This is a genomic window from Micromonospora sp. DT41, assembly GCF_049841715.1.
Classification (GTDB): domain Bacteria; phylum Actinomycetota; class Actinomycetes; order Mycobacteriales; family Micromonosporaceae; genus Micromonospora; species Micromonospora profundi.
In genome coordinates this window covers 199,310-219,612 of sequence record NZ_JBNCKU010000005.1, presented here as the reverse complement: position 1 = coordinate 219,612, position 20,303 = coordinate 199,310, and the positions used below count along the sequence as shown (strand labels likewise).

Genomic DNA, 20,303 nt, shown 5'->3' with positions numbered 1-20,303 from the left:
TACCGCTCAGCGCTTGTGGACGGCGTGGCCGCCGAACTGCTGGCGCAGCGCGGAGACCGCCTTCATAGCCGGTGAGTCGTCCTGGCGGGACGAGAACCGGGCGAACAGGGAGGCGGTGATGACGTTCAGCGGCACGGCGAGGCGGACGGCCTCGTCGACAGTCCACCGGCCCTCGCCGGTGTCCTCGGTGTAGCCGCTCAGCTCGGCCAGCTCCGGGTCCTCGTCGAGGGCCCGGTCCAGCAGGTCGAGCAGCCAGGAGCGCACGACGGTGCCCTCCCGCCAGGACTTGATGACCCCCGGCACGTTGGTCACCAACTCGGAGGCGGCCATCAGCTCGTAGCCCTCGGCGTAGGCGTGCATGAGGCCGTACTCGATGCCGTTGTGCACCATCTTCGAGTAGTGCCCCGCGCCGACCGGGCCGGCGTGCACGAAGCCGAACTCACCCTCGGGCTTGAGCGCGTCGAAGATCGGCATGAGCCGGTCGACGTGCTCCTGGGAGCCGCCGACCATCAGGCCGTAGCCGTTCTGGCGGCCCCAGACGCCGCCGGAGACACCGACGTCGATGTAGCCGATGCCCTGCTCGTTGAGCCGCTCCGCACGCGGAGCGTCGTCGCTGAAGCGCGAGTTGCCGCCGTCGATGATGATGTCGCCCTCGCCGAGCACTGCGGCGAGCTCGTCGATGGTGGCGTCGGTGACGCCGGCGGGCACCATGACCCAGACAGCGCGCGGCGATTCGAGCTTCGCCGCCAGCTCGGCGAGGTCGGCGGCGTCGCTCAGCTGCGGGTTGTGGTCGAAGCCGACCACCTCGTGCCCAGCTGCCCGCAACCGCTCGCGCATGTTGCCGCCCATCCGGCCGAGTCCTACCAGGCCGAGCTGCATCTGTTCCTACCTCCGTGGATCTGGGTGTTGCTGGGCGCGATCAGCGGGACACGCGGATCGGCATGATGAGGTACCGGTACCCCGGAATGACCTCGCCATCCTCGCCAGCGGGCGAGATCACCGCGGGTTTGAAGGCGTCGACGAACGAGAGCATGGCGGTCTGGGAACCCAGGTTTGCCAGGCCGTCGATGAGGTACTGGGGGTTGAACCCGATGGTGAGTGCCTCACCGGTGAAGGTGGCCTCCATGGCCTCGCTGGCCCGGGCCTCCTCGGAGCCACCCGCCTCGACCACCAGACCGTCGGCGCTGAAGCTGAGCAGCACCGGGGTGGTGCGCTCGGCGACGAGCGCAACCCGCTTGACCACCTCGATGAGGGTGCTGACCGGCACCCGGGCCTCGGCGTTGTGGGTGGCGGGGAAGAGGGACCGCACCGGCGGGTAGTTGGCGCCGTCGAGCAGGCGGCTTGTGGTGCGTCGGGTGCCTCCGGCGAGACCGACCATGCCCTCGCCGGCTGCGCCCTGGGCGAGGGCGAGGGTGACCTCGCCACCGATCGGGCCGAGCGCCTTGGCGGTGTCGTTGAGGGTGCGGGCCGGCACCAGTGCGTTGATGCTGACGTCGGGGTCGTCGGGACGCCACTGGATCTCACGCAGCGCCAGCCGGTACCTGTCGGTGGCGAGCATGGAAAGGGTGCTGCCGGAGAGTTCGACGCGGACGCCGGTCATCATCGGCAGCGTCTCGTCACGGCCGGCGGCGACCGCCACCTGGGCGACGGCGGTGGCGAACGCGGCCGCGTCCACCGTCCCGGCGCTCTGCGGCATCTCGGGAAGCGCGGGGTAGTCCTCCACAGGCATGGTCGGCAGGGTGAACCGGGCGCTGCCGCAGACCAGCTCAAGGTGGGCACCGACCGCAGCGATGTCCACAGGCTTGGCCGGCAACGCCTTGGTGATCTCGGCGAGCAACCGGCCGGAGACCAGCGCGGCACCGTCGGCGTCACCCTGCACCTCGACGGTGACCTGGCTGGAGACCTCGTAGTCGAACCCGGAAACCCGCAGGTTGCCGTCGGTGACGCGCAGCATCACCCCGGCGAGCACCGGTACGGATGGCCGGTTGGGCAGGCTCTTCGCGGTCCACGCCACGGCCTCGGCGAGCGCGTCGCGCTCCACTCGGAACTTCATCAATGCCTCCGCGTCGACGTCAGCGACAACTCTCTCATGCCGACCGCTGCCTACCGTCCCGCCCGACCGTGCGGGTACCCATCGCACCTTAGGGCGCGGGGGCATCGGCTGTGCGCCCGACCCCATGGATCGTGTCGATGCTGACCGGCCTGTCCGGCAGCGTTCGGCCCGATCCACAGAAAGCCCAACGGTGATGATTGGTTTTTGTTCTCTTAGAAGAGATAACTCATCGTCTTCATCGCACCTGTGCAAACTGTGGAGAACTCAAGTTCGCGCAGCTCAGACCGGTTATCCACCGGTGATTTAGCTGTGGAGAACCCGGGGTACAACCGCCTGGTCTGTCCACAGCCCGGCGATGCCCACCGGTTGTCCACCGTTGTCCACCGGTTGTCCACCGGTAATCCACCGACTTTCTCCCCATGCCTGTGGACAGCCGGGAAGATCACCATTGTGGTTGTCCCCAGAACCTTCAACAGCCCGTACACAGGTCGACAGTCGCCGGTGGATAACCTCGTGGTTGTCCCCAGCCGTCCACAGCGTCGTACACAGGGTTTCTCCACAGCCTGTGGGTAACCGGCGGAGCGCGGACCGTAGTTATCCACCGACGGTGGATAACGAGCTGTGGACAACGAGTGAGCAACGAAGCGGACACGGCGTCGATCCTGTGGTCTGCACCATGTCGAGGGTCAACCCGAGCCCCCTCGCGGGAGACGAAAAGAGCGCGAGGCGGGCGCCGCGGAGACGGGCCGGTGCCCCGGTGGGGACGAAAAAGAACGCCCGACCGGATCTCCGGCCGGGCGTGTCCCGGGTACGCGTGCCGCCGTACCCCTCAGGTGTTCTGCTTGATCCGGTTGGTCAGCTCGGCGATCTGGTTGTAGAGCGAGCGGCGCTCGGCCATCTGCTGCCGGATCTTGCGGTCCGCGTGCATGACCGTGGTGTGGTCCCGACCGCCGAACGCCTGCCCGATCCGGGGCAACGACAACTCGGTCAGCTCCCGACACAGATACATGGCCACCTGGCGGGCGTTGACGAGCACCCGGGATCGGGACTGGCCGCGCAGGTCCTCCAGGCTCACCCCGAAGTAGTCGGCAGTGGAGACCATGATCTGGTCGGCCGTGATCTCCGGGCCGGCGCCGTCCGGGATGAAGTCCCGCAGGACCTCCTCGGCCAGCGACAGCTCGACCGTCGACCGGGTCAGGCTGGCGAACGCGGTCACCCGGATCAGCGCGCCCTCCAGCTCCCGGATCGAGTTCGACACCCGGGAGGCGATGAACTCCAGCACGTCCGGCGGGGCGTAGAGCCGCTCCTGCGCCGCCTTCTTCTGAAGGATCGCGATCCGCGTCTCCAGGTCCGGAGGCTGGATGTCGGCGAGCAGGCCCCACTCGAAGCGGGTCCGCAGCCGGTCCTCGAGCGTCGCCAGCTGCTTCGGCGACCGGTCGGACGTGATCACGATCTGCTTGTTGGCGTTGTGCAGGGTGTTGAAGGTGTGGAAGAACTCCTCCTGCGTACGCTCGCGGTTCTCCAGGAACTGGATGTCGTCGATCAGCAGGATGTCGACGTCGCGGTAGCGGCGCTGGAACGCACTCGTCTTGTCGTCCCGGAGCGAGTTGATGAAGTCGTTCGTGAACTCCTCGGTCGACACGTACCGCACCGACCGCGCGTTGCCGAGCGTCGTGGCGTAGTGGCCGATGGCGTGTAGCAGGTGGGTCTTGCCCAACCCGGAGCTGCCGTAGATGAAGAGCGGGTTGTACGCCTTCGCCGGCGACTCCGCCACCGCGACGCTCGCCGCGTGGGCGAAGCGATTCGACGAGCCGATGACGAACGTCTCGAACATGTACTTCGGGTTCAGCCGGTTGCCGCCGGTGTCGGTCCCGGGCAGTCGACGGTCGTCGCGGCCGCCGGTGCGGTGATCCACCCCGCCGCGGCCGGGCCCGCTGTCGGTTCCGCCGTCGCGGGGCAGCGGCCGGATCACGTGCTGGTCCCGGGGCGACCCGGCGTCCTCGCGGTAGCGGGGTTCGTAGGGCCGGGTGTCCGGGCCTGGCTGATCCGGCCGGGCGGGCTGGTCGTCGTAGCCGCGCCGGTCCGACCCCGCCCGGGGCGGAGACCGCAACGGCTCCACGAACGCGGCGCTGAACAGCGCCTCCTGCCCGTCCCTGCTGGCCGGGATAAGCCCGGACCGGTGGCCGTCGACAGCCGTCGCGGGCGGCGGACCGGCCGGTGCCGGCGGTACGGCGGGGTCGTGCCCCGGCTGATGCTGTTCGGGAATGGCGTCGGCCGAGGGCCGTCCGGAGTGCCCGTCGTCGAACGGACCGGGCAGCGGAATCTCGCCATCGGTCGAGCCCGGCTCGGGCGCGCTGCGGTAGACGGTGCCGGCCGGGCGTCCGGTGGCGTCCTCGGCCACCCGCACCGTCACCGCCACCTGGATGGGCCTGCCGAGCCGGCGGGTCAACGCCTCGGTGATCGCCGGGCGCAGCCGTGACTCGATCACGTCCCGGGTGAAGGCGTCCGGAACGGAGAGCAGCGCGGTGTCCTCGACGATCGCCCGTAGCCGGGTCAGCCGGAGGTATGCGCGCTGCTGGGCGGAGATGATCTCGTCGGCGAGCTCGTCGGTCGCCGCTAACCACACCGCGGCAAGGTCGGTCGTACCGGCCACCGTCGTGCCACCCCCTCGCCTCTGCTCCCGGCCGCCGCTGTCTGCCAGCCGGCCGTCCCGGGCCCGCCCCGTGCGCGGGTGGAACATCACCCACCCGGACGACTGACCAGTGGGTCGTCCACAGGTTATCCACAGCCTGTGTACCGACCGATTGTGGGCCGCCCGGCGGACGCGGGTGGGACCTGCCCCCTGCCTGGCCGGGCGCTGAAGCGGGTTCACCGTGCCGAACGATTCACCGGCGTGTCCGGTCTTGCCTGCGCGCGACGACCGGAGCTTCCGACGCTCACCGCAATCGGGCACGGTAACAGCGTTGTCCCTGCCCCATCAACCGGCGACGCGGCAGCGACCTTGTCGGCATCAGCGAAAACCGCCCCTTCGGTCCCGGGCGCGTCCTCGACGGCGCCGCTGGGGATGTTTGACGGTCATTGCACCCCTGCGTAGGCTGGAGCGGCTGCTCTCTCGTCCTCTGCTAGGGTGATGGGTGTTTGCTGCCCACGGTCGCATCCCCGCGTCGCCGAGGTCCCGTTCCGCAGGGCAGCACCGATCGGTGGTCACCGTCGAGGTGGCCTGGACCACCCCACGACCCCGGCGATTCCGTCGCGCGGGGCGCGTACGAAAACGGAGAGCCTGACGTGAGCAAGCGCACCTACCAGCCGAACAACCGCCGGCGCGCGAAGACCCACGGCTTCCGGCTGCGCATGCGCACCCGTGCCGGCCGTGCCATCCTGTCGAGCCGTCGCGCCAAGGGTCGCACCACCCTGTCGGCCTGAGCCGACCGGGCCGGTCCGGGGGACGTGGGCAGTCGTGCTGGCCGCTGCGCAGCGACTGCGGCGCAGCACTGACTTCGCCGCAGCGGTTCGCGGTGGCCGACGCGCCGGACGAGGTGCTGTCGTGGTCCACCTGACAGTGCCGGCAACCACCGACCCCACCACATCGACCTCGCCGAAGCCGGTGCGGGAAACCGGTGCGGAGCAACCCTCCGCGCCGGCCCGCGCCGGCTTCGTCGTGTCCAAGGCGGTGGGCAACGCTGTCGTCCGCAACAAGGTCCGGCGTCGACTGCGTGCGCTGGTCCGGGAACGACTGGCCGCCTTGCCCGCCGGCAGTACCCTGGTCGTCCGGGCGTTGCCCGCAGCAGCCGAGGCCTCATATCCCCGGCTCGCCGCCGACCTGGACGCCGCCGTCGCGGTTGCCCGGTCGCCCCGAGAGAGGCGGTCCCGTTGAGCAGCGACAAGACCGCCGCCGCGTCCCCGATGTCAACCGGTGCCAAGGTGCTGACAGCGCCTATCATCGCGTACCGTCGGTGGATAAGTCCGGCTCTGCCGGCCCGCTGCCGGTTCTACCCGTCGTGCAGTGCGTACGCCCAGGAGGCGGTGGCCACACACGGCGCGCTCCGGGGAGCCGCGCTGGCGGTCCGGCGGCTGTTGCGCTGCCACCCCTTCCACCCTGGTGGACATGACCCGGTGCCGGAGCCGGGCGGTCGCCGCCGTGTCGATGTGACTGGAGCACCGAATTGAGTCTCGACTGGATCTACTACGCGATTTCGTGGATCCTGCTGACCTGGCACTCGGCCTGGGACGCCGTCGGGGTGCCCGTCGGCGCGGTGATCGGCACCAACTTCGCCTGGATCCTGGCGATCGTCTTCCTGGTGGTCACCGTCCGGGTGATCCTGTTCCCGGTCTTCGTCAAGCAGATCAAGTCGCAGCGCGCGATGCAGGCTCTTCAGCCCAAGGTCAAGGAGCTGCAGGAGAAGCACAAGGGTGACCGGGAGACGCTCCAGAAAGAGATGATGGAGCTCTATCGGAAGGAAAAGGCCAACCCGCTGATGGGCTGCCTTCCGATGTTCCTCCAGATCCCCGTCTTCCTCGGGCTCTTCCACGTGCTGCGCCGTCTGGACCCGGCAAAGCAGAGCAAGGAGCTGTACGGCTGGACTGCCAGCCAGTTCGACAGCGCGTCGAACGCGAAGATCTTCACCGCACCGATCGCCGGCAAGTTCGGGTCCACCGCCGACGAGCTGGCCCGGCTCGGCGCCAACGGCACCACGGTCAAGGTCATCGCCGGTCTGCTGGTCCTGATCATGATCGCGACCACCTACCTGACCAGCCGTCAGATGATCCTCAAGACCGGCTGGGCCGAAGACCCGCAGCAGCGGATGATTCAGCGACTGATGCTCTACGGCATCCCGGCGTCGCTGCTGATCTCCGGCGCGATCTTCCCCATCGGTGTGATCATCTACTGGGTCACGAACAACCTCTTCACCCTCGGCCAGCAGCAGTGGGTGCTGCGCAAGTTCCCCCCGCCGGTGACCGCCAAGAAGACCACCGCTCCCGCCGCCGGCCGCAACCCGGTGCAGCCCACCAAGTCCGGTGGCCTGTTCGGCCGTGGCAAGTCGACCCCGCCCGCGCCGGTCAAGGCCGCCGCGCCCAAGGTGGCCGGTCCGAAGCCGGGCGCCAAGCCGGTCAACCCGAAGAAGAACCGCCCCGCCAAACGGCAGGGCTGACCCGTACGGGCCGTCGTCGGACCACCGGCGACGGCCCGATCCGCACCGTGCAGCCGCCGGATGGCCGGCGCCGGGCGGAACCGGCCGCGCACGACGCGGTCACGGGCGACACTGCCCGTACAGACGTGCCCGCGGGCACCGGCGACCTCCCGCCGGCCCCGGGAAACCAGCGGACCCGACGGTCCAGCCGAGCGAGTACGGAGATGAGACCGTGACCGAGACCAGCATCCCCCGCGTCGAGCAGCACCTGGACGAGGAGGACACCGCGCCTCTCGCAGCAGACGGGGACACCGAGGCCGACGAGTCGGAGGCGGACGACGACACCCCCACCGCGGGTGGCCGCGAGAAGAAGGCCGCGGGCGAAGGCGAACTGTTCCGGCAGAGCGAGATCGCGGCGGACTACGTCGAGGGACTGCTTGACATCCTCGACTACGACGGCGACATCGACGAACTGGTCGCCGGCGGCCGTCCGGTCGTCGAGGTGGTCGGTGCCCGACTGCAGAACCTGGTGGGTCAGCGCGGTGCCACCCTGGAGGCGCTTCAGGAGTTGACCCGGCTGGCCATTTTCCGGCAGACCGGGACCCCGAGCCGCCTGCTGCTCGACGTCGGCGGCTACCGGGCGACCCGACGTAAGGAACTCGCCGCCGTCGCCAAGAACGCGGTCGAGAAGGTCAAGGAGTACGGCGAGCCGGTCCGCCTGGAGGCGATGTCCGCCTTCGAGCGCAAGTGCGTCCACGACGTCGTCAACGCCATGTCCGGAGTGGCGAGCGAGTCCGAGGGCGTCGAGCCGAACCGCCGCATCGTCGTACGGCCGGTGGACTGACCGGGTGACCCACGACGACCCCGCGGCTGACGCCGTGACCGGCCCGGGCGGTACGCCGCCCGGGCCGTCCGCTGTCCGGCCCGACACCGATCCGAAGAGGTACGACGAAGACGGCGGCACCCCCGCACCGGACGCGCATGTCGACGGCCCGTCGCCTGCCGACGCCGCACTGCCGCCCGAGTTGGCTCCGGCCGCGCTCACCCTCTTCGGTGATCGGCTCGACCTGGCCGCCGCGTACGCCGAACTGCTGGTGACCGACGGCGTGGTCCGCGGTCTGATCGGCCCCCGGGAGGCGCCCCGGATCTGGGAGCGCCACCTGCTCAACTGCGCGGCGGTGGCGGAGTTGATCCCGGCCAACGCGACGGTGCTCGACGTCGGCTCCGGCGCCGGCCTGCCCGGGATGGTCCTGGCCATCGCACGCCCCGACCTGACCGTCACCCTGATCGAACCGCTCGCCCGGCGGACGTCGTTCCTGATCGAGGCCGTCGAACAACTCGGCCTGACCAGGTCGGTGCGGGTGTTCAGGGGCCGGGCCGACGAGGCCGCCAGCGGATCGGCCGATCGGTACCCGATAAGCGGAGACGTGGTGACCGCCCGTGCGGTCGCACCTCTGGACCGGTTGGCGACCTGGTGCCTTCCCCTGGCGGTACGCGGTGGACGGCTGCTCGCGCTCAAGGGATCGTCCGCCGCGGCGGAGGTGGAGGAGCACGCCGACGTCGTGACGCGGCTCGGTGGCGGCGAGGCGACAGTGCGCCTGTGCGGCGTCGAGGTGATCGACCCGCCGACCACCGTCGTCGAGATCGTCCGTGAACGCGTTGTCGGCGCACCCCGCCCGGCCGCCAGTAAGCGCGCCCGTGCCGGACGCGCACGCCGCCGCTGATCGTTGCGCCATCGGGCGTCCGGTCAGTGGGTTGCCTCGTTGTACCCGTACGGATGGAACGAGGGAATGAGAACCCGACGTGGACCGGCCGCGCCCGTCCGCCGTAGGCTGACCGCGCGTCGATAGTGTGGAGCGGCCGACGGACGTCGCGGACTCCGACCGCTCCCAAGGGGCCGTACGCCCCGGGGTGCGAGCGCGGGTGCGGGCCAAGTTGACCGAGGCGCGGACCGACCATCCGAAGCGGGCAGGGATGACAGGTGCATGACGACGGCAGGTACGACGATCCACGCGTGACCGGGTCAACCAGCGACCCTGTTTCACGTGAAACCGACTACCCGAGCTGGTCGCCCGGTGCGCCCGGGTCATCCGCTCCCGTGGAGGGCGGCGACCCGCCGGTATCGCGGGACGAGCCGGCGGGCCAGCCGGCCCCGGTCGAGCCTCCGACGGCTGGTCGTCGGACACCGGAAGGGCCGACCCGACCGGTGAACGCCCCCGAGGTGCGGCCGACGTCCGGACGGCGGAACACTGCTGCGGCGGTGCGCTTCGAGCCCGCGGTCCCGCATCAACCCACCGCTGCGGCACCTCGGGACGCCACTGTGGTCCCCGAGGTGCCGGCTGAGTCGCTGACTGCGGCCACGTCCGATCCCACGTACGTTTCACGTGAAACCCCGACGCGCGAAGAGGATGACCCACCCTTGGCTATGGAGGCGATGCGCGCCGTGCAGATCCTGAATCCCAGTGGCGAGGTGACAATGCCTCGGCCGGACCGGACCCGGGTCATGTGCGTCGCCAACCAGAAGGGCGGCGTGGGCAAGACCACGACCACTGTCAACCTGGCGGTGGCGCTCGCCCTGCACGGCAACCGGGTGCTCGTGGTCGATCTCGACCCGCAGGGCAACGCCTCTACCGGCCTCAACGTCCCGCACCACACCGGCGTCCCCGACGTCTACGACTGCCTCATCAACAGCGTGCCGCTGTCCGAGGTGGCGCAGGCGGTCGAGGGGATCCCGAACCTCTGGTGCGTACCGGCCACCATCGACCTCGCCGGTGCGGAGATCGAGCTGGTGTCGGTGGTGGCGCGGGAGTCGCGCCTCGACCGGGCCATTACCGCCTACCCCGGCCAGTTCGACTACGTCTTCATCGACTGCCCGCCATCGCTCGGGCTGCTCACTGTCAACGCCCTGGTCGCCGCGCAGGAGGTGCTGATCCCGATCCAGTGCGAGTACTACGCCCTGGAAGGGCTCAACCAGCTGATCAACAACATCAACCTGGTACGCCAACACCTCAACCCGAAGCTCGACGTCTCCACGATCCTGCTGACCATGTACGACCGGCGTACCCGGCTGGCGGACGCGGTGGAGCAGGATGTGCGCAACCACTTCGGCGACAAGGTTCTCCAGGCCGTCATTCCCCGCAACGTCCGGGTCTCCGAGGCGCCCAGCTACGGCCAGTCGGTGATGACCTACGATCCCGGTTCGCGGGGCGCGACGAGTTACTTCGAGGCAGCCCAGGAGATCGCCGAGCGGGGCGTCAAGGAGCCGGTGGGCCGGAATGCGTAGTGCGGACAAGTTGCTGGGAGGCTTGGCATGAAGAACCGTCCTCGGGGCGGTCTGGGACGGGGCCTGGGGGCGCTCATCCCGACCGGGCCGGTGCCAGGTGCCGCCGGCACCGTGACGGCCGAGCCGGAGAACGGGCATGTGGACGTCAACGTTGACGACGGCCCGGCGAACTCCGCCGTGCCGGTTGCGCCCGTCAGCGCGCCGCCCCACCAGCCGGAGCCCGCCCTCAGTCCGGTGCCGGGCGCCCGGTTCGCCGAGATCCCGGTCGACGCGATCCTGCCGAACCCGAAGCAGCCCCGCCAGGTCTTCGACGAGGAGGCGCTGGAGGAGCTGAAGACCTCGATCCAGGAGGTCGGTTTCCTCCAGCCCATCGTCGTCCGGCAGCTCGACGGCGAGAAGTACGAGCTTGTGATGGGCGAGCGGCGCTGGCGTGCCGCCCAGGCCGTCGGGCGGGACAACATCCCGGCGATCGTCCGGGACACCCGCGACGACGCCATGCTCCGCGACGCGCTGTTGGAGAACATCCACCGGGCCAACCTGAACCCGCTGGAAGAGGCCGCCGCCTACCAACAGTTGCTTGAGGAGTTCGGGGCCACCCACGAGGAGTTGGCTCGCCGGATCGGCCGCAGCCGTCCACAGATCTCCAACACCATCCGACTGCTGAACCTGCCGGCGCCGGTGCAGCGTCGGGTAGCGGCGGGCGTCCTCTCTGCCGGCCACGCCCGCGCACTCCTGAGCCTCGACGACCCGGAGGCACAGGAGCAGTTGGCACTGCGAATTGTGGCCGAAGGGCTGTCGGTGCGAGCCACCGAAGAGGTTGTCGCGCTGGCGCTGAACGACGGGCCCGCAAAGACCCAGGCAGCGAAGCGCCGAGCGAAGCCGCACGCACCTGCCCTGTCGGATCTGGCCGACCGGCTGTCGGACCGCTTCGACACCCGGGTAAAGGTCGACATAGGTCGGAGCAAGGGCAAGATCACGATCGAGTTCGCCACCGTGGACGACCTCGAACGGATCGTCGGGATCATCGGAGTGCAGCAGGAAGGCTCCGACGACTGATCGCCCTTCGCCTACGGCCGCGCTCCCTCGGGTAGCGCGGCCGTTCTGCGTCTGGCCCCGTTTCACGTGAAACAGACGAGCGGCCTCTCTGCGCGGACCTTGCCGGGCGCAGCGTCGCTCGACAGCTCGGCCCGTTCCGCGTCCCGCTTGCCGGCTGGTTGCGGCCTTGGCGGCCGTGCCGTCCTACACCTTGCGCACCGTCCCGACTCGACGCGCTGTCTTGTCTTGTCGTGTCGCGTAGCTCTGCCCGCGCCTCGCGCCTCGTGCCCGCGCCTCGTCGCGCCTCGTGCCTCGCGCCCGCGCCCCGTGCCCCGTGCCCCATGCCCGCGCCCGTGCCCCGCGGCCCCACCCCATGCCCCGTGCCCGCGCCCCGTGCCCGCGCCCCGTGCCCGCGCCCCGTGCCCGCGCCCCGTGCCCGCGCCCCGTGCCCGCGCCCGCGCTGCATCACTCCGGGGACGCCCACGCCGCCCTGCAACGGCCCCGGCCCTATGCCGCCTCGCAAGTCCCTAGCGTCCTGACCGCGACGACACTGCGGCACAACGGGGAGGTCCGCCGGGGTGAAGCTCAGGGCGGAGTTGACCTCTGCGGCTCTAAGGGCGCTCACGGACGACGTGCCGTACCCGGAGGCGCCTGGCGAGGCCGAGATGCCGGCAGCGGCCCGCTGAGAGGGCGCGCGAGGCATCCGGTTGCCGCCCCGGGAACTACTTGTGGGCCAGATGACTCCTTGGCGCGGCCGTTTCACGTGAAACGCCGCCACCTAGAGTCGGAGATCGACTCGGCTTCCTGGAAATTGGGGTGTCCCGCTGCCAGTGACACCCCGATTTCCAGGAACCCGTGTGGATCAAGCTGGCGCTCGACCATCCGCCCCACCGGGAGGCAGCTCGTGCCGCAGGGAGTCCGTCATCGAGGGCTTCTGCTCTGCGCCGACCGGCACCGGTCCGCGCAGAGCACGTAGCCAGAGGCTCACGTACCTGGACGAGGTCACCGTCGCCACAAAGAGCCACGGGTGTGCCGGCCCAGCCGGGTGGCGGGGCACATGGATTAGCGACAGGCCGACCTGTGGACGGCAACCCGTCGACCCGGCCGGCCTTGACGGCAGAGCTGAGCGCGACTCGGCACCCCTTCAGCGGCTTGGCGTGACCGCCATCCACGACTCCACAGAAACGTCATCTGCGCCGGCTCGCCACAGCCCGATCGCAACGACCGAGCGGCGGAAAAGTTATCCACACCCTTTGTCCACAGGCACCCCCCGTTTCACGTGAAACACCGCGTGGACGTGGGTGCTGGCCTGTGGATGACGGCCTGTGTTCGTCGTCTCGGCAGCCTGTGGATATCGCTTCGGAGGGGTGTCGGCGACGCATCCGCCGATCGACGCGAGGTACTGATCTGGAGGTTCCGGAACGATCAAACAGGTAGGGACATGGGTGCCAGACTCGGTTAGGGTCAGCGTCGTGCACGACACCCCTCCCTCAGTCCCGGACTTCACCCAGTGGCCTTCGTTTCCCTTCGAGGGTGACCTCCGTGTGAAGCAGCTCGACGACCCGGTCCCGGTCGAACCGCCACGCAAGGGCGAGGGCCTCCGGGAATGCACCGCCTGCAACGCTCCCGACGACGCGTACATCTGGGTGGGAGAGCGCTGGCGGGTACGCGCCATGGATCGCCCCACCGGTCTGCCCATGGTGCTCATCCTGGAATCGCGGACCCACCTCGATCTAGGTGATCTACCGAACCTGCTCGCCGCCGAACTCGGGGTGATGACAGTTCGCCTGGAACGCGCCATCCGGTCGCTGGACGGGGTGGCGCGGGTGCACGTCAACCGTTGGGGCGACGGCTCCGCTCACCTGCACATGTGGTTCCTGGCTCGCCCGTACGGTCGGCTGCAACTGCGGGGAACCTTCCTGTCGCTGTGGGATTCGATCCTGCCGCCGATCTCCGAAGATCAGTGGCGCGAAAACCTGGCGCTCGTCGCCGCCTGGCTCGCTGAGTTCGGCGGTCGGCCGCTGGCGGAGCCGCCACGCATCCAGTGGCAGGCGCCATCGAGTCTGCTTGCCCAGTCCGAAGCTGCGCACGCCGCTGCGGCCCAAGAGGAGGCCGTCTCGGTGATCGAGGCGGCAGAGGAGATCCCCGAGCCGGCAGTCGAGGACAGCTCGAACGCCGACCTTACCGACGGCGATGGGGAGGACGGGGCGCCCTCCGTCACCGCTCCGGCCGCGATCGACATCGAGCCGCCACCCGCGTCCACTGTCACCGCCGACCACTCGGCCGGCGAGCAAGTAACCGGCCCAGCCGAGCGAGCAGCCGGTCCAGCCGTGCACGCACTCCGCCCAACCGAGCAAGTAACCGGCCCAGCAGGCGAACAGGACGCCGAGCAGAACGCCGGGCAGGACGCCGAGTCAGCACCCGGTCCCGGCCCGGGAGCCACGCCCGCGACTACTTGAGCCCCACCCGCGACCGCACGAACCACGCCGCGACCACTTGAACCACGCCCGCGACCGCGCCAGACGCCGCCGCCCCGACAACGACACCTCACTTGACGTACGACCCGCCCGCTGATCATCGACCTGTCAGGCGGGCGTCGGCACCACACCCGTACACCCTCACGGGCAGCTCGGCAGCTCGGCAGCTCGGCAGTTCGTCGTTCGCGATACCCGCATCGGTCCGGGTGGCCGGGTACGTAGCCGCGCTACTTGGCGGCCATCGCCCTCGCCAAGCTCACCGCTGCTCACCCTGGACCGGGTCCGCCACGTGCCGTGTCGCGGGTCAGGTCGCGCGCTGGGCAGCGGTGCGGGTCACCATCGAGCCGAGGAGTCGACCGAAGTCCAGACCGGCGGCCTGGACGGCGAGCGGCAGCAGTGACGTCTCCGTCATGCCGGGCGAGACGTTGACCTCCAGCACGTGTGGCTGGCCGGCGGCGTCCACGATCACGTCGACCCGGGACAGGTCCCGTAGGCCGAGCGCGGTGTGCGCGGCGAGGGCCACGTCGGCCACCGCGGCGGCCACCTCCGGCTCCAGGCGGGCCGGGGCGTGCCAGGTGGTCCGTCCGGCGGTGTAACGGGCGGCGTAGTCGTAGACACCGTTACGCGGCACGATCTCGACCGGCGGCAGCGCCTGCGGCCCGTCACCCAGATCGACAACGGAAACCGCCACGTCCTTGCCGGCCACGTACCGTTCGACGAGCGCCGTCGAGTGGTACGCGAAGCAACCGACCATCGCGGCCGGGAGTGACGCGGCGTCCCGGACCACGGCGGCGCCCAGACCCGACCCGCCCTGCGCCGGCTTGACCATCAGAGGCAGGCCCAACCGGTCGACGATGCGGTCCAGGACGGCGACCGCGCCCAACTCGGAGAAGCGGTCGTGCGGCAGTGCCACCCAGTCGGGGGTGGGGATGCCGGCTTCGCGGAGCACCGTCTTGGCGGAGGGCTTGTCCCAGGCGAGTCGGGAGGCGCGGGCGTCGCAGCCGACGTACGGGATGCCGCACAGGTCGAGCACTCCCCGCAGGGAGCCGTCTTCGCCGCTCGCCCCGTGCAGGGCGATCACGACGGCGTCCGGTGGGTCGGCGGCGAGGGCGGGCAGGAGCGCCACGTCGGCGTCCCGCAGCTCGGCCTCGACCCCGACGGCACGCAGGGCGTCGATCACCCGGCGGCCGGAGCGCAGTGAAACGTCACGTTCGTAGGAGAGGCCCCCGGCGAGTACGAGCACCCGCAGGTCGGCCGCGACAGCGGAGTTGGTCACGGCGAGGCGCTCGACAGCGGTCGTACCCATTGCGGCATCATGCCAAGTCGGGCCCCGGCACGTCGGAGCCGGGCCGGCCACGACGGCCCGCAGTGCCGCTTACTGCGCCGAAGACGCGTCGCGTCGCGATCTCCTGCTCCATGACGCCGGCGAGGCGGCGGACGCCCTCACGGATGCGCTCCGGCGGCGGGAAGCTGAAGTTGAGCCGCATGGCGTCGGTGCCCGTGCCGTCGGCGTAGAAGCCGGTGCCGGGCACGTAGGCGACCCGCGCGGCGATCGCGCGCGGCATCATGGCCTTCGAGTCGAGCCCGTCGGGCAGGCTGGTCCAGACGAAGAGGCCGCCGGCCGGCGTCGTCCAGCTCGTGCCCTCGGGCATCAGGTCGGCAAGCGCGTCGAGCAGGGCGTCCCGGCGCTCGCGGTAGACCTCGCGGTAGACCTTCAGCTGCTCCCGCCACGGCATCGTGCTCAGGTAGGTGGCGACGGCGGCCTGGGCGTAGCCGCTGGGACAGAGGATCTGCGCCTCGCTGGCGATGACCAGCTTGTCGCGGACCGCGTGCGGGGCCAGGATCCAGCCGACCCGCAGCCCTGGGGCGAAGGTCTTGGAGAACGTACTGAGGTAGAAGACACCGTCGCGGCGGCGGGCCCGCAGGGGCGCGGGCGCCTCACCTTCGAAACCCAGTTGGCCGTACGGGTCGTCCTCGATGACGAGCAGGCCGGCCCGTTCGCAGATGTCGAGGACGCGTTCCCGGCGCTCCTCGCTGAGCGTCACGCCTGTCGGGTTCTGGTAGGTGGGGATGGTGTAGAGGAACTTCACCCGCCGGCCGGCGCGGGCCAGGTCGGCGATGGCTGTCTCCAGGGCCTCGGGGATCAGCCCGTCGGCGTCCATCGGCACGTGCGCCACCTGCGCCTGCGCGGCCTGGAAGACCCCGAGCGCGCCCACGTACGTGGGGCCTTCGGCGAGCACCACGTCACCGGGGTCGAGGAAGAGCCGGGCCACCAGGTCGAGAGCCTGCTGCCCGCCAACGGTGACCACCACGTCCTCGGGTGAGGCGCCACACGCGGCGTCGATCCCGGAGAGGGACATCACCTCGCAGATCCGCTCGCGCAGCTCGAGGGTGCCCTGGCCGATGCCGTACTGGAGGGTGGTCACGCCGTGCTCGGAGCCGAGCCGGCCCAGCATCTCGCCCACGGCGTCGAGGGGCAGCGCGGCGATGTAGGGAGCGCCACCGGCGAGTGAGACGACCTCCGGCCGGCTGGCCACTGCGAAGAGTGCTCGGATCTCCGAGGCGGTCATGCCGCGTACACGCCGGGCGTACCGGTCGGTGTAGTCGTCGAGCGTCGTGCCGGTCATGACCTCACCTCGATCGCTGCTCGGGTGGCTCCCGCCCCGGGTACCCCGCCCACTCGTGACCATGGGGGCTGGAGGCACCGATTGTCGATCGTAGCCCGCCTGGGCCCGCATGTCGGCCTGCAGTGACGGACCGACCACATCCCGGACGCCCGCTGCCGTCCCCCGGGGCGGTGGGTATCTGCGCGTCCCCTCCCGTACGGTCGATCAGCGGCGTACGATCGCTCGTCGGGGGCAGGAAGGCGGCGCTGTCGTTCCGTGCCGGTCTCACCACCGAGCCTATTGTGGGGATGCGCCATATGTCGCGACGTCTGGTCAGCCTGACCCTCGACACGCTTGAAGATCTTCCTCGTCCCTGCCGGCAGTGCGTCTACTGGGAGCTGGATCCGGTCTCCGCCGACCGGGCCTGCGCCGCCGGTGACCCCGGCTTGGAGAAGGAGGCGTGGGTCTCCCAGACGCTGCTTGAGTGGGGTTCCTGCGGCAAGCTCGCGTACGTCGACGGCATGCCTGCGGGTTTCGTGATGTACGCGCCGCCCGCCTACGTACCCCGCTCGATGGCCTTCCCGACCTCTCCGGTCTCGGCCGACGCGGCGCTTCTGATGACCGCCAACGTGGTCGCCTCGTTCTCCGGCGGCGGGTTGGGCCGGATGCTCGTGCAGGGTGTCGCACGGGATCTGACCAAGCGGGGGATCAAGGCGATCGAGGCGTTCGGCGATGCCAAGTTCGGTGACGCGGACGACCCGGCCGGCGGTTGCGTGGCGCCGGCCGATTTCTTCCTGTCGGTCGGCTTCAAGACCGTACGTCCGCATCCCCGCTTCCCCCGCCTGCGGCTTGAGCTGCGTACCGCGCTGAGCTGGAAGTCCGACGTCGAGTACGCGCTGGAGAAGCTCCTCGGCTCGATGAGCCCGGAAACCCTGCTGCGTCCGGTTCGACCGGCACCGGCCACCCGCTCCACCGCCGGCAACTGAGGGGTCAGTCGACGACGGTGCCGGCGGTGACCACCGCCCGCAGTTCGCTGACGTCGATCGAGCCGGTCGGCACGTCCCGTTCGATCGGGAAGTACATGCGCTGCACCGCGGCCACGATCGCCTCTACCACCCGGTCCCGGAAACGGGGGTCGACGAGCCGGGCGCGGTCCGTCGGCGAGGTGAGGTAGCCGACCTCCACCCGTACCGCAGGCATTCGCGTGAGCCGCAGCAGGTCCCACGTCTTGGCGTGGGTGCGGCAGTCCCGCAGCCCCGTCCGGGCGACGATCTCCCGCTGCACCAGCCCGGCCAGCCGCTCGCCGGTCGACGAGGTGACCCCGTTGTCGGTGCCGTAGTGGTAGGTCGCCACTCCTTCCGCCTCCGGGTTGGCGTGCCCGTCCAGGTGCAGCGACACGAACACGTCGGCGCCGAGCGAGTTGGCGAGCATCGCCCGCTCGGTGTCCGGCAGGCACTTGTCAGGCGCGGGACCTCGGGTGAGCTGCACCCGTACACCGGATGCGGCTAACCGTCCCTCCAGCCGACTCGCCAGGTCGTGGACCAGATCCGCCTCCGTCCAGCGCAGCGGGCCGTCCGGCACCACCATGCCCGGGTCGGTGCCGCCGTGCCCGGGGTCGATGACCACCGTCTTGCCGACGAGCGCCGGCCCGGACTGGCGGATCGCGTCGGACTCGCGGAGCCACTGCGGGCGCCCGCCGACGACCTTGCGGCCGATCCGGCGCAGGGCGTTCATCGTGTGCGGGCCGCAGGAGCCGTCGGGGGTGAGCCCGACCTCCCGCTGGAACTGCGCCACGGCGCGGGAGGTCCGGATGCCGTAGATGGCGTCGGCGCGGCCGACGTCGTACCCCATCTCCAGCAGCCGTTCCTGGAGCGAGCGGACGTCCTCGCCGGTGAGCGGGTCGGGCACCGCGTGGTAGAGGGTGCGGGCGCCGAGCCGCCACCGTGCGGCTTCGAGGGCACCCCAGGTCTCCGTGCCGACCCGGCCGTCGACGCTGAGCCCACGGGACTGCTGGAATGCCCGCACCGCGCGCTCGGCGTCGAGGTCGAACTCGTCGGTCTGCGGACCGGCGGCGAGCAGGTCGAGACCATGCAGGATGGTACGGATCTCCGTGACCGCTGGTCCCCGGTCACCGGGTCGGATCGGACGCACGCTCGACCCCCTCTGCAGGAAGCTGGCTGGCCGGGCGGCCCAGGCTTGAGGTTATGCGTTCCGGGGCGGCAAGGTGGCTCGGGCCGGAAAAACGCGGGCCGCGAAGACAGCGAACCCCGCACCCAACGATCGGGTACGGGGTTCGGTGGCTTTTCTACTGGTCAGAGGGCCGATTCGATGAGCCGAACCAGCTCGCCCTTCGGCTTGGCGCCAGCGATCGACTGCACGGGCTGGCCGTTCTTGAAGACGGTGAGCGTCGGCACGGACATGACCCGGTAGGCGCGTGCCGTCTCCGGGTTCTCGTCGATGTTGAGCTTGACGATGCTGACCCGGTCGCCCATCTCGCCGGCGATCTCCTCGAGCAGCGGCGACACCTTGCGGCACGGACCGCACCACTCGGCCCAGAAGTCCACCAGAACCGGCTTGTCTGCCTGCAACACGTCAGCGACGAAGCTCTTGTCGGTGACCGCCTTGGTATTTCCCACTATGCCCTCCTCCGGGATGTGTTTCCTGTTTCAGCTGAGCGTCGCGATGAACCGCTCGGCGTCGAGCGCGGCGGCACAGCCGGTGCCGGCCGCGGTGATCGCCTGACGGTAGGTGTGGTCGACCAGGTCGCCTGCGGCGAAGACGCCGGGCACGCTCGTCCGGGTGCTTGGCGCCTGGACCTTCACGTACCCCTCGTCGTCCATCTCGACCTGGCCCCGGAAGAGTTCACTGCGGGGGTCGTGACCGATGGCCACGAAGACGCCGGTGACGTCCAGCACCTTGGTCTCGCCGGTGTGCACGTTGCGGACCCGTACGCCGGTGACCTTGCCGTCGGCGCCCAGGATCTCCTCGACGGTGCTGTTCCACTCGACCTTGATCTTCTCGTTGCCCAGCGCCCGGTCCGCCATGATCTTGCTGGCCCGGAACGAGTCGCGCCGGTGGATGATCGTGACCGAGTCGGCGAAGCGCGTGAGGAAGCTGGCCTCCTCCATCGCCGAGTCACCACCGCCGACGACAACGATGTGCTGGTTGCGGAAGAAGAACCCGTCGCAGGTGGCACACGAGGAGACGCCGTGGCCGAGGTATTCCTGTTCGCCCGGCACGCCCAGCGGACGCCAGGCCGAACCGGTGGAGAGGATCACCGCGCGGGCCCGGTAGGCGGTTTCGCCTACCCAGACGGTGCTCACGGCGCCAGCGCCGGCATCGCCGGTGTCCGCCAGCTCGACGCGGGTCACGTCGTCGGTGAGGAACTCGGCACCGAAGCGCTCGGCCTGCTTACGCATGTTGTCCATCAGCTCGGGGCCGAGGATGCCGTCGGCGAACCCGGGGAAGTTCTCCACCTCGGTGGTGGTCATCAGCGCGCCGCCGGACTGCACGCCCTCGATGATCAGCGGCTTCAGGTTGGCGCGGGCCGCGTAGACCGCCGCCGTGTAGCCGGCCGGGCCGGAGCCGATGATGATCAGGTTGCGGACCTCGTCCACTGCCGTCTCCCGAGTTGTGTGTATTCGGCGTCGGCGCGCGCACCGATGCTGATCCAAGTGCCGACGGGTGGCGCGTGCCGGCAACTGACTTCCAGAACGTCAT

The 20,303-nt window shown here is 70.1% G+C and carries 17 protein-coding genes and 1 pseudogene; 10 read left to right on the top strand and 8 right to left on the bottom strand.

Features of this window, described 5'->3' with window-relative positions; genetic code table 11:
* Nucleotides 1-6 precede the first annotated feature (6 nt).
* The 3 genes from gnd to dnaA all read right to left on the bottom strand — a co-directional run bounded on the left by gnd (nt 7) and on the right by dnaA (nt 4,706).
* The gene (gnd, locus tag ACLQ23_RS11795) at nt 7-879 is read right to left on the bottom strand and encodes a phosphogluconate dehydrogenase (NAD(+)-dependent, decarboxylating) (RefSeq protein WP_355587476.1); all 873 of its coding nucleotides are present in this window, start codon (nt 877-879) and stop codon (nt 7-9) included.
* A 40-nt stretch (nt 880-919) separates the two neighbouring features.
* On the bottom strand, nt 920-2,053 hold the full coding sequence (gene dnaN / locus ACLQ23_RS11790; RefSeq protein WP_053651697.1) for a DNA polymerase III subunit beta: 1,134 nt from the start codon (nt 2,051-2,053) through the stop codon (nt 920-922).
* An 829-nt stretch (nt 2,054-2,882) separates the two neighbouring features.
* Complete coding sequence (dnaA, locus tag ACLQ23_RS11785; protein WP_425880637.1) at nt 2,883-4,706, bottom strand: chromosomal replication initiator protein DnaA; 1,824 nt, start codon at nt 4,704-4,706, stop codon at nt 2,883-2,885.
* 632 nt (nt 4,707-5,338) lie between these two features.
* Here dnaA and rpmH point away from each other — a divergent pair.
* The 9 genes and pseudogenes from rpmH (at nt 5,339) to ACLQ23_RS11740 (ending at nt 13,959) form a co-directional block, all read left to right on the top strand.
* Nucleotides 5,339-5,476 (top strand): 50S ribosomal protein L34, encoded by a 138-nt coding sequence (gene rpmH / locus ACLQ23_RS11780; RefSeq protein ID WP_007453904.1) that lies wholly within the window; start codon nt 5,339-5,341, stop codon nt 5,474-5,476.
* A 34-nt stretch (nt 5,477-5,510) separates the two neighbouring features.
* Nucleotides 5,511-5,927, top strand: a complete 417-nt coding sequence (rnpA, locus tag ACLQ23_RS11775; protein WP_355587471.1) for a ribonuclease P protein component — start codon at nt 5,511-5,513, stop codon at nt 5,925-5,927.
* A 29-nt stretch (nt 5,928-5,956) separates the two neighbouring features.
* The gene (gene yidD / locus ACLQ23_RS11770; protein WP_355588444.1) at nt 5,957-6,220 is read left to right on the top strand and encodes a membrane protein insertion efficiency factor YidD; all 264 of its coding nucleotides are present in this window, start codon (nt 5,957-5,959) and stop codon (nt 6,218-6,220) included.
* Nucleotides 6,217-7,203, top strand: a complete 987-nt coding sequence (yidC, locus tag ACLQ23_RS11765) for a membrane protein insertase YidC (protein WP_355587469.1) — start codon at nt 6,217-6,219, stop codon at nt 7,201-7,203. The genes yidD and yidC overlap by 4 nt, the downstream gene beginning before the upstream one ends.
* A 211-nt stretch (nt 7,204-7,414) precedes the next feature.
* Nucleotides 7,415-8,026, top strand: coding sequence for a protein jag (locus ACLQ23_RS11760; protein WP_355587467.1), 612 nt, complete (start codon nt 7,415-7,417; stop codon nt 8,024-8,026).
* Between the two features lie 169 nt (nt 8,027-8,195).
* Nucleotides 8,196-8,906 carry a 16S rRNA (guanine(527)-N(7))-methyltransferase RsmG gene (gene rsmG, locus ACLQ23_RS11755; RefSeq protein WP_355588442.1) on the top strand — a complete coding sequence of 237 codons (711 nt, stop codon included), beginning with the start codon at nt 8,196-8,198 and terminating at the stop codon, nt 8,904-8,906.
* 257 nt (nt 8,907-9,163) lie between these two features.
* Complete coding sequence (locus ACLQ23_RS11750; protein WP_355587464.1) at nt 9,164-10,465, top strand: ParA family protein; 1,302 nt, start codon at nt 9,164-9,166, stop codon at nt 10,463-10,465.
* A 222-nt stretch (nt 10,466-10,687) separates the two neighbouring features.
* Nucleotides 10,688-11,521 (top strand): annotated as a pseudogene (locus tag ACLQ23_RS11745) (ParB/RepB/Spo0J family partition protein); the annotation flags it as partial.
* A 1,451-nt stretch (nt 11,522-12,972) separates the two neighbouring features.
* Nucleotides 12,973-13,959 carry a hypothetical protein gene (locus ACLQ23_RS11740; protein ID WP_425880636.1) on the top strand — a complete coding sequence of 329 codons (987 nt, stop codon included), beginning with the start codon at nt 12,973-12,975 and terminating at the stop codon, nt 13,957-13,959.
* Nucleotides 13,960-14,281: 322 nt separating this feature from the next.
* On the opposite strand, the gene ACLQ23_RS11735 is transcribed toward ACLQ23_RS11740, so the two are convergent.
* The gene (locus ACLQ23_RS11735; RefSeq protein WP_355587455.1) at nt 14,282-15,283 is read right to left on the bottom strand and encodes a D-alanine--D-alanine ligase family protein; all 1,002 of its coding nucleotides are present in this window, start codon (nt 15,281-15,283) and stop codon (nt 14,282-14,284) included.
* Nucleotides 15,284-15,290: 7 nt separating this feature from the next.
* Nucleotides 15,291-16,604: a PLP-dependent aminotransferase family protein gene (locus ACLQ23_RS11730; protein ID WP_355587453.1), complete on the bottom strand. Its 1,314-nt coding sequence runs from the start codon at nt 16,602-16,604 to the stop codon at nt 15,291-15,293.
* 296 nt (nt 16,605-16,900) lie between these two features.
* Between ACLQ23_RS11730 and ACLQ23_RS11725 the strand changes: the two genes are divergently transcribed.
* Entirely contained in the window at nt 16,901-17,569 is a 669-nt protein-coding gene (locus ACLQ23_RS11725; protein ID WP_355587450.1) for a GNAT family N-acetyltransferase, read from the top strand.
* A gap of 4 nt (nt 17,570-17,573) precedes the next feature.
* On the opposite strand, the gene ACLQ23_RS11720 is transcribed toward ACLQ23_RS11725, so the two are convergent.
* From ACLQ23_RS11720 to trxB, 3 genes are all read right to left on the bottom strand, one after another.
* Nucleotides 17,574-18,734 carry an N-acetylmuramoyl-L-alanine amidase gene (locus ACLQ23_RS11720; protein WP_355587448.1) on the bottom strand — a complete coding sequence of 387 codons (1,161 nt, stop codon included), beginning with the start codon at nt 18,732-18,734 and terminating at the stop codon, nt 17,574-17,576.
* A gap of 161 nt (nt 18,735-18,895) precedes the next feature.
* The gene (gene trxA, locus ACLQ23_RS11715) at nt 18,896-19,219 is read right to left on the bottom strand and encodes a thioredoxin (protein WP_053651673.1); all 324 of its coding nucleotides are present in this window, start codon (nt 19,217-19,219) and stop codon (nt 18,896-18,898) included.
* A 30-nt stretch (nt 19,220-19,249) separates the two neighbouring features.
* Nucleotides 19,250-20,200 (bottom strand): thioredoxin-disulfide reductase, encoded by a 951-nt coding sequence (gene trxB / locus ACLQ23_RS11710; RefSeq protein WP_355587446.1) that lies wholly within the window; start codon nt 20,198-20,200, stop codon nt 19,250-19,252.
* Between the last annotated feature and the right edge of the window lie 103 nt (nt 20,201-20,303).

Excerpts from the sequence above, each read along its gene's own strand:
- gnd (WP_355587476.1), bottom strand. The coding sequence starts at position 879 with ATGCAGCTCGGCCTGGTAGGACTCGGCCGGATGGGCGGCAACATGCGC.
- dnaN (WP_053651697.1), bottom strand. The coding sequence starts at position 2,053 with ATGAAGTTCCGAGTGGAGCGCGACGCGCTCGCCGAGGCCGTGGCGTGG.
- yidD (WP_355588444.1), top strand. The coding sequence starts at position 5,957 with ATGTCAACCGGTGCCAAGGTGCTGACAGCGCCTATCATCGCGTACCGT.
- ACLQ23_RS11735 (WP_355587455.1), bottom strand. The coding sequence starts at position 15,283 with ATGGGTACGACCGCTGTCGAGCGCCTCGCCGTGACCAACTCCGCTGTC.
- ACLQ23_RS11730 (WP_355587453.1), bottom strand. The coding sequence starts at position 16,604 with ATGACCGGCACGACGCTCGACGACTACACCGACCGGTACGCCCGGCGT.
- ACLQ23_RS11725 (WP_355587450.1), top strand. The coding sequence starts at position 16,901 with ATGTCGCGACGTCTGGTCAGCCTGACCCTCGACACGCTTGAAGATCTT.